This is a genomic window from Tessaracoccus bendigoensis DSM 12906 (assembly GCF_900141915.1).
In the GTDB taxonomy this organism is placed as follows: Bacteria; Actinomycetota; Actinomycetes; order Propionibacteriales; family Propionibacteriaceae; genus Arachnia; species Arachnia bendigoensis.
The window spans coordinates 1-5,273 of record NZ_FQZG01000125.1 but is presented as its reverse complement, the minus strand read 5'-3'; the positions used below and the strand labels follow the sequence as shown (position 1 = coordinate 5,273).

Sequence of the window (5,273 nt, the reverse complement as noted above, 5' to 3'; positions counted from 1 at the left end):
GCGATGTAGCCGGGCTTGGTGACATCCACCAGCGTCGTGGTGTCGAAGACCGACCAGACCGCCTCGAACAGCCACCCGGCGGCGGCACCCATCGCCTGCGCGAGCCAGTCGAACGGGGCCGCGACCAACGACGCGGCTCCTTCGCCGACGGCATCGCACACCGAGGAGATCACGGGAACGTCGCACACGCCCATCACGAACACCAGCTCTCGACGACGATGGGGCGGGTCAGACGGACTGGCCGACGTTCCAGAAGAAGTTGATGAGCGTCACGCTCGAGCCGCAGATCACCGCAGCGCCGCAGGAGACGAGGACGCCGATCTTCCCGCGCGAGGCGAGGTGTGGGTTGGAGGAGTTCGCGCCGAAGCCCCACACGATCGCGGACACGATCAGCGCGAGCACGGACAGGATGAGGCCGATGGTCATCACCGCGCCGACGATGGTGCGCAGTTGGTTGATCCCCGGCAGGCCGTTGGTGTTGGGGTCGATGTTGATGTCCATTGGCACCAGCAGCGGCGCGGACATGACGTTGGCGAGCAGATCGAACACGGTAGGTCTCCTTGGCGACGGGCGGCCCGCCCACGAACTCGCAGACGGGGTACACGCGACAGGTGCGCGCTCGTCGCCGTCCCTGTCGGTGGCCGCCCGTAGCCTTGGAGTATCTGTGCGTCGCTCGCCCGCACGGGACCGCCGGACGAGAGGTGCAAGGAACATGAGTCAGTACGGGGTGGATTACCTCCAGCGGTTGCGTGCCGCTGTTGAGAAGTTCGAGGAAGCGTTCGACGCCTGGATGAGCACTCAGGTTGAGTCGGATCACATGTCGGCGCGCGGCCTCTTTCCTACTGTGTGGACAAAGGAAGGCCAGGACCAGAGCGAGGTTCAACGGCTCGAACTCGGTGTCGCGGAGGCTGCTGGCCTGGCGGCGAGCGCTGTGTCAGTGACCGGTGCCTACATTGGGATCGCTGGTCTCGGAGCGATCGACCCGATCTCTAACTGGTCATTTATGTCTGCGCCCAAGGCCCCCATCGCGCCTCGGGATATTCGGACTACGACCGCCAACGTCAAGGGCAGGCTCGACGCGATGATCGTCGACGCCGAGTCACGTACCGACTCTGACCTTCCGACCTTCGCTCCCGCACAGTTTCACCCCGTGGTCTGGGCTGGTGCTTCCGCCCATTGGACGACGCATCAGTACCGAGTTGCAGTTCGTGAAGCAGCCGAAGGCCTCACGGTCCACTGGAAGGAACGTCTCGGCCGGAACGATGTCGATGACACGGTCTTCTGGCAGCAGACGTTATCGTCGGGCGCTCCTGAACCGGGCAAGCCGAAGCTCACCTGGCCGGGAGGGTCGGATGACAAGACGGTGAAGAGCATGCGCGGCGGTCTTGAACCGCTCGCTAAGGCCCTCAACGCGCTGGCCACTGGTCTGAACCTCACGGTCCGCAACGTGACGACGCACACGCGCACCGAACTGTCCGAGCAGGAAGCGATGGAGCGCCTCGCGGCATACAGTTACCTCGCGCGCCTGCTCGACCAGTGCGAGACAGCGAGCGCCGACGCGGAGGAATCAGACCGATGACCGCGAAGCCGCAGCTACAAACTTGAACCGACTGTGAGTAGCCAGTTCATCCAGGCCACGCCGCCTCCGGCGAGGACGGCCGCGCCGACGGAGACGAGGACACCGATGCGGCCTTTGCTGGCGGTCGCGTAGTTTCCGTGGGCCGTCGCGATCGCCCAGACGATCGCGGAGACGATGAGCATGAGGACGGCCACGATCAGGACGAACGTCAGGAGCGCGCCGACCACGGCGCGGAGGTCGCCGATGCCGCCGAGTCCGTCGAAGTCGGGGAAGACACCCATTGCAGGTCACCCTGCCTTGACGGTGAGGTGGAGGTGGTCGTAGTGGCCGCCGGTGATGGAGGCGGGGTCGTGCATGCCTCCGCCGTTGTATGGCCGCCAGCCCTCGGCGTCGCGGGCGACGGACCAGATTTGGCCTTGCCAGATCAGGTACTCGACGCCGAGCACGTCGGCGTTGTCCTTCATCCAGTTGGTGACCTTCCAGCCGGCGTCGAGTTGTGCCGGGGTGGGTCGCTGGCCGATGCGGTTGCCGAAGGTGATGTCGCAAGCCCTGCCGAGGGGATGCTCGGACTTGGTGCCGGGGCGTGGTGAGTAGCAGCCCCAGCCGGTGTCGGGGAACGCTGCGAGGGTCTGCTGGTAGAGGTGGAGCATGCGGGCGGTGATCTTGCCCGAGCTGGTGGGATCGTCGACGAGCCGGTCGGGGTCTCCATCGACGCCGGTCGGCGTGCCCGCAGTGGTGTTGTTGCAGGCGGCGGGTGATCCGCTGGTCGCTGTCGGCAGGTTCGCAGCCCCGTGCTCATTGAGCCAGGCGGCGGCGTCGATGGCTTCCCCGTTCGTGCCGCCGGGCCGGACCTCGAAGTGCAGATGTGCGCCGGTGCTCATGCCCGAGGAGCCGACATCGCCGATGTGCTGCCCTGCGTTCACGCGGTCACCGGGACGGACGTGGATGCCGCTCTGCCACATGTGCGCGTAGGCCGTGGCGACGGTCTGGCCGTCGATGGTGTGCTCGATGACGATGAGGCCGCCGTACCCACCGGAGAACTCCGCGACGGTCACGGTGCCATCCGCGGCGGCGAGGATCGGCGTGCCGTCGGGCGCGGCGAAGTCGGTGCCGGTGTGCATCTTCCGTTCGCCCGTGATCGGGTGCACTCGCATCCCGAACGGCGAGGTCAGCACCCAGGTGCCCTCGGGCAGCGGGAACACCACCCGCGACGACAAGACCGCCGGGCCGCCCGCGCCGCTAGCGGCACCGCCGCCTGTGGTGAGGGCGGCGAGGATGCTGTCGGCGACGGGCGCGTAGTTGCGGTAGCCGTCGGGGAAGGCGGAGACCTCGACGGCTTGGGCGGCTTCGCCAGGGTCCATCTGTTGCCAGCCGGGGATGTCGAGCAGCCCGCGCGGCGAGGGGTAGTTCGGGCCGGTCGGCCCGCCGAAGAACGCCTGCGCCTGATAGTTCGGGTCCATCAACTCGGCGACGGTGCCCCACCCGGATTGGGGGCGCATCTGGAACAGGCCGAGGGAGTCGTGGTCGCCGCCGTTGCCGTCGTTCGGGTAGTTCGCCGAGTCGGGGTAGGTGCCGGTGTTGGTGAGCATCCGCAGCGTGGACTCGGTGAGCGCGGCCATCAGCGCGATCTTGATTCCTGGCCGGCCCACGTTGGTGATGCCGTTGCCGACCGTGATGATCGTGGCCGCGTGCGTGAGCTGCTGACGATTCAGCGTGAAGGTCTCGTCGTTCGCGGTGGTCACGGTGAGCGCGTCCGGGATCGGTCCGAGGTTCACGCTCCCGGCAGGTGTGGCGCAGTACGCAGCGGCGGGGTTCATCAGCACCCCGATCCCGAGGAGCGTGGCGGCGGGGGCGAAGAACAGCAGTGCCAGCGCTGCGATGGTGGCTTTGCGGAACACGACGCCAGCCCTTCAGCGCAGCGGGTTGTCGAGCTGCGAGAGCCGCAGCAGATGACAGGTCGGGTAGGTCGGGGCGCAGACGACGAACACGGTGAACGCGACCGGATGCTCGCTGGTGACCGGTTGCCCGTTCCAGACCCCGGCACGGTAGCGGGTGCCCTCGATCGTGACGGCCGTCGTTCCTGCCGCGAGCTGCCCCGGCTGGGCCTGCGCTGCCGCGTCGGCCCAGCCGTCGGGGACGTACGCGGCCTCGATGGTGAGGTGTTGGCGGGTGGCGTATTGCCGCAGCTCGATCCAGGCGTCTCGGGTCGGCAGGTAGACGGCTACGTCGGAGGCCAGCCCCGCCTGTTCGTCCCCGCTGGGGTCACCGACCGCGAGGATCGTCGGGCTGTAGTCCAGCGGCCACAGCCCCGAGGCGGTGTCCCACGCGAACAGCGTGGACGCGACGCCGCGAGCGAAGGTCTCGGGGTCTACCGAACGCGGAACCGCTGGAACCCGTGGTGTCCGGGGCGTGCTCGGTGCCACGGTCGGCGGTGCCGTCGTGGTCGGGCCAGGCTCCGGGCCGGGATCGGTGCTGGTGCTGGTGCGGGGGCCGGTGAGGAGTCCGTAGACGCCGACACTGGCGAGGAGCAGCAGGACGATGCCGGCGGCGATGAGGGCGACGAGTCGGCGGCGGTTCCGGGGATCGGTGGGTGCAGGGCTCATGCCGAGCAGGTGCACATCCGACACCCATGCCAGCGGTCAGAGCGCGCGGAGTCGTGGCCGCTCCACCGCGTCTTCGCGTGCGGCACGGAGGGCGTCGGCGAACCGGACGGTGCCGTCGGTGGTGGTGAGGAAGTTCTCGAACTGCTCGTCGGTTAACTCGGCGGCGAGTGTGTCGGCGTCGTAGTGGGTCCACCAGTTGGTGAGCTCGCCCCAGGTCTGCACGAACGCGCGAAGCGGGTAGCGGACGGGTTGGCCGTCGCCGGTGACGAGCGGCAACGGCTTGGGTGGGGTGCGCTTGCCCTTCTTGATCGACTTCGCCTGGGCCACGGCTGCTTCGGCGCGAGCGTGCATCTCTGCCTCGCGCCGCTCCCGCGCAGCGGTGTCGGCATCGCGGATCGCTTGATAGATCGGATGCACCGCGTCACCGGCCTCGATCCGACCCAACCCGGCGGCGGCCTCGGCGCGCAGAGTCTCTGGCAGAGCAGGGTTGCCAGCGATGTCTTCGAGGTAGCCGATCTTCTCCAGCGTCGTGTGCGACGCGCCACCCGGAATCATCGCCGCCGCCTGCTCCCGGGCCTTCCCAAGCGGCCCGCTCGACGGTGGTGCAAATTTTGCACCACCGTCGTTTCCTGGCTGGTTCTCGCTGCTGAACTGGGTCGCGCTCTTGCGACGGGCGGCGTCTTCGGCCATGACCTGCTTGATCTCGCGGTAGAGGCCGGCGGCTTCGAGCTGGGTGTAGGGCTTGTGGAGCATGTTGTCGTCCTGCTCGGCGAGGAGCTGCCCGAGCCGGTCGGACAGGCCGCTGCGCACCCACACGTTGACGGTGCGCCAGCCGAGCTTCCTGATCGCGGCCAGGCGTCGCGCCCCGCACACCAGTACGCCGTCGATCGTGATCGTGAGCGGTTGCAGCAGGCCGTCGCGCCCGATGGATGCCGCGAGGGCGTCGATGTCGCCGAGGTCGGCGCGGTGCCGGGCGCCGACGAGGATCGAATCGACGGTGCGGTCGAGCTGGATGCTGCCGATCTGTGGCTCGGTCACGACGACTCACCGCCTCCACCACTCGGCGCGGCCAGTGCGAGCGCGAGGATCAG

The 5,273-nt window shown here is 68.2% G+C and carries 6 protein-coding genes and 1 pseudogene; 1 reads left to right on the top strand and 6 read right to left on the bottom strand.

The features are described from left to right. Positions 1-194, bottom strand: a pseudogene (locus BUC15_RS18440) (conjugal transfer protein TrbL); the annotation flags it as partial. Positions 195-228: 34 nt separating this feature from the next. Further along, on the bottom strand, positions 229-549 hold the full coding sequence (locus tag BUC15_RS18435; protein ID WP_026926268.1) for a DUF6112 family protein: 321 nt from the start codon (positions 547-549) through the stop codon (positions 229-231). Positions 550-712: 163 nt separating this feature from the next. Here BUC15_RS18435 and BUC15_RS18430 point away from each other — a divergent pair, with 163 nt between their 5' ends. Continuing rightward, positions 713-1,579 (top strand): TIGR02391 family protein, encoded by an 867-nt coding sequence (locus BUC15_RS18430; RefSeq protein ID WP_026926269.1) that lies wholly within the window; start codon positions 713-715, stop codon positions 1,577-1,579. Positions 1,580-1,593: 14 nt separating this feature from the next. On the opposite strand, the gene BUC15_RS18425 is transcribed toward BUC15_RS18430, so the two are convergent. From BUC15_RS18425 to BUC15_RS18410, 4 genes are read right to left on the bottom strand one after another with little or no spacing between them, the layout of a single operon-like run. Continuing rightward, a complete protein-coding gene (locus tag BUC15_RS18425) occupies positions 1,594-1,860 on the bottom strand; it encodes a DUF6112 family protein (protein ID WP_026926270.1) in 267 nt (88 codons plus the stop codon). A 6-nt stretch (positions 1,861-1,866) separates the two neighbouring features. Continuing rightward, positions 1,867-3,477 carry a M23 family metallopeptidase gene (locus tag BUC15_RS21330; RefSeq protein WP_026926271.1) on the bottom strand — a complete coding sequence of 537 codons (1,611 nt, stop codon included), beginning with the start codon at positions 3,475-3,477 and terminating at the stop codon, positions 1,867-1,869. Positions 3,478-3,489: 12 nt separating this feature from the next. Beyond that, complete coding sequence (locus BUC15_RS18415; protein ID WP_226996989.1) at positions 3,490-4,206, bottom strand: hypothetical protein; 717 nt, start codon at positions 4,204-4,206, stop codon at positions 3,490-3,492. 12 nt (positions 4,207-4,218) lie between these two features. After that, positions 4,219-5,220, bottom strand: coding sequence for a ParB N-terminal domain-containing protein (locus tag BUC15_RS18410; RefSeq protein ID WP_073191485.1), 1,002 nt, complete (start codon positions 5,218-5,220; stop codon positions 4,219-4,221). Between the last annotated feature and the right edge of the window lie 53 nt (positions 5,221-5,273).

Coding starts and splice junctions, on each gene's coding strand:
- BUC15_RS18430 (WP_026926269.1), top strand. CDS start 713: ATGAGTCAGTACGGGGTGGATTACCTCCAGCGGTTGCGTGCCGCTGTT.
- BUC15_RS18425 (WP_026926270.1), bottom strand. CDS start 1,860: ATGGGTGTCTTCCCCGACTTCGACGGACTCGGCGGCATCGGCGACCTC.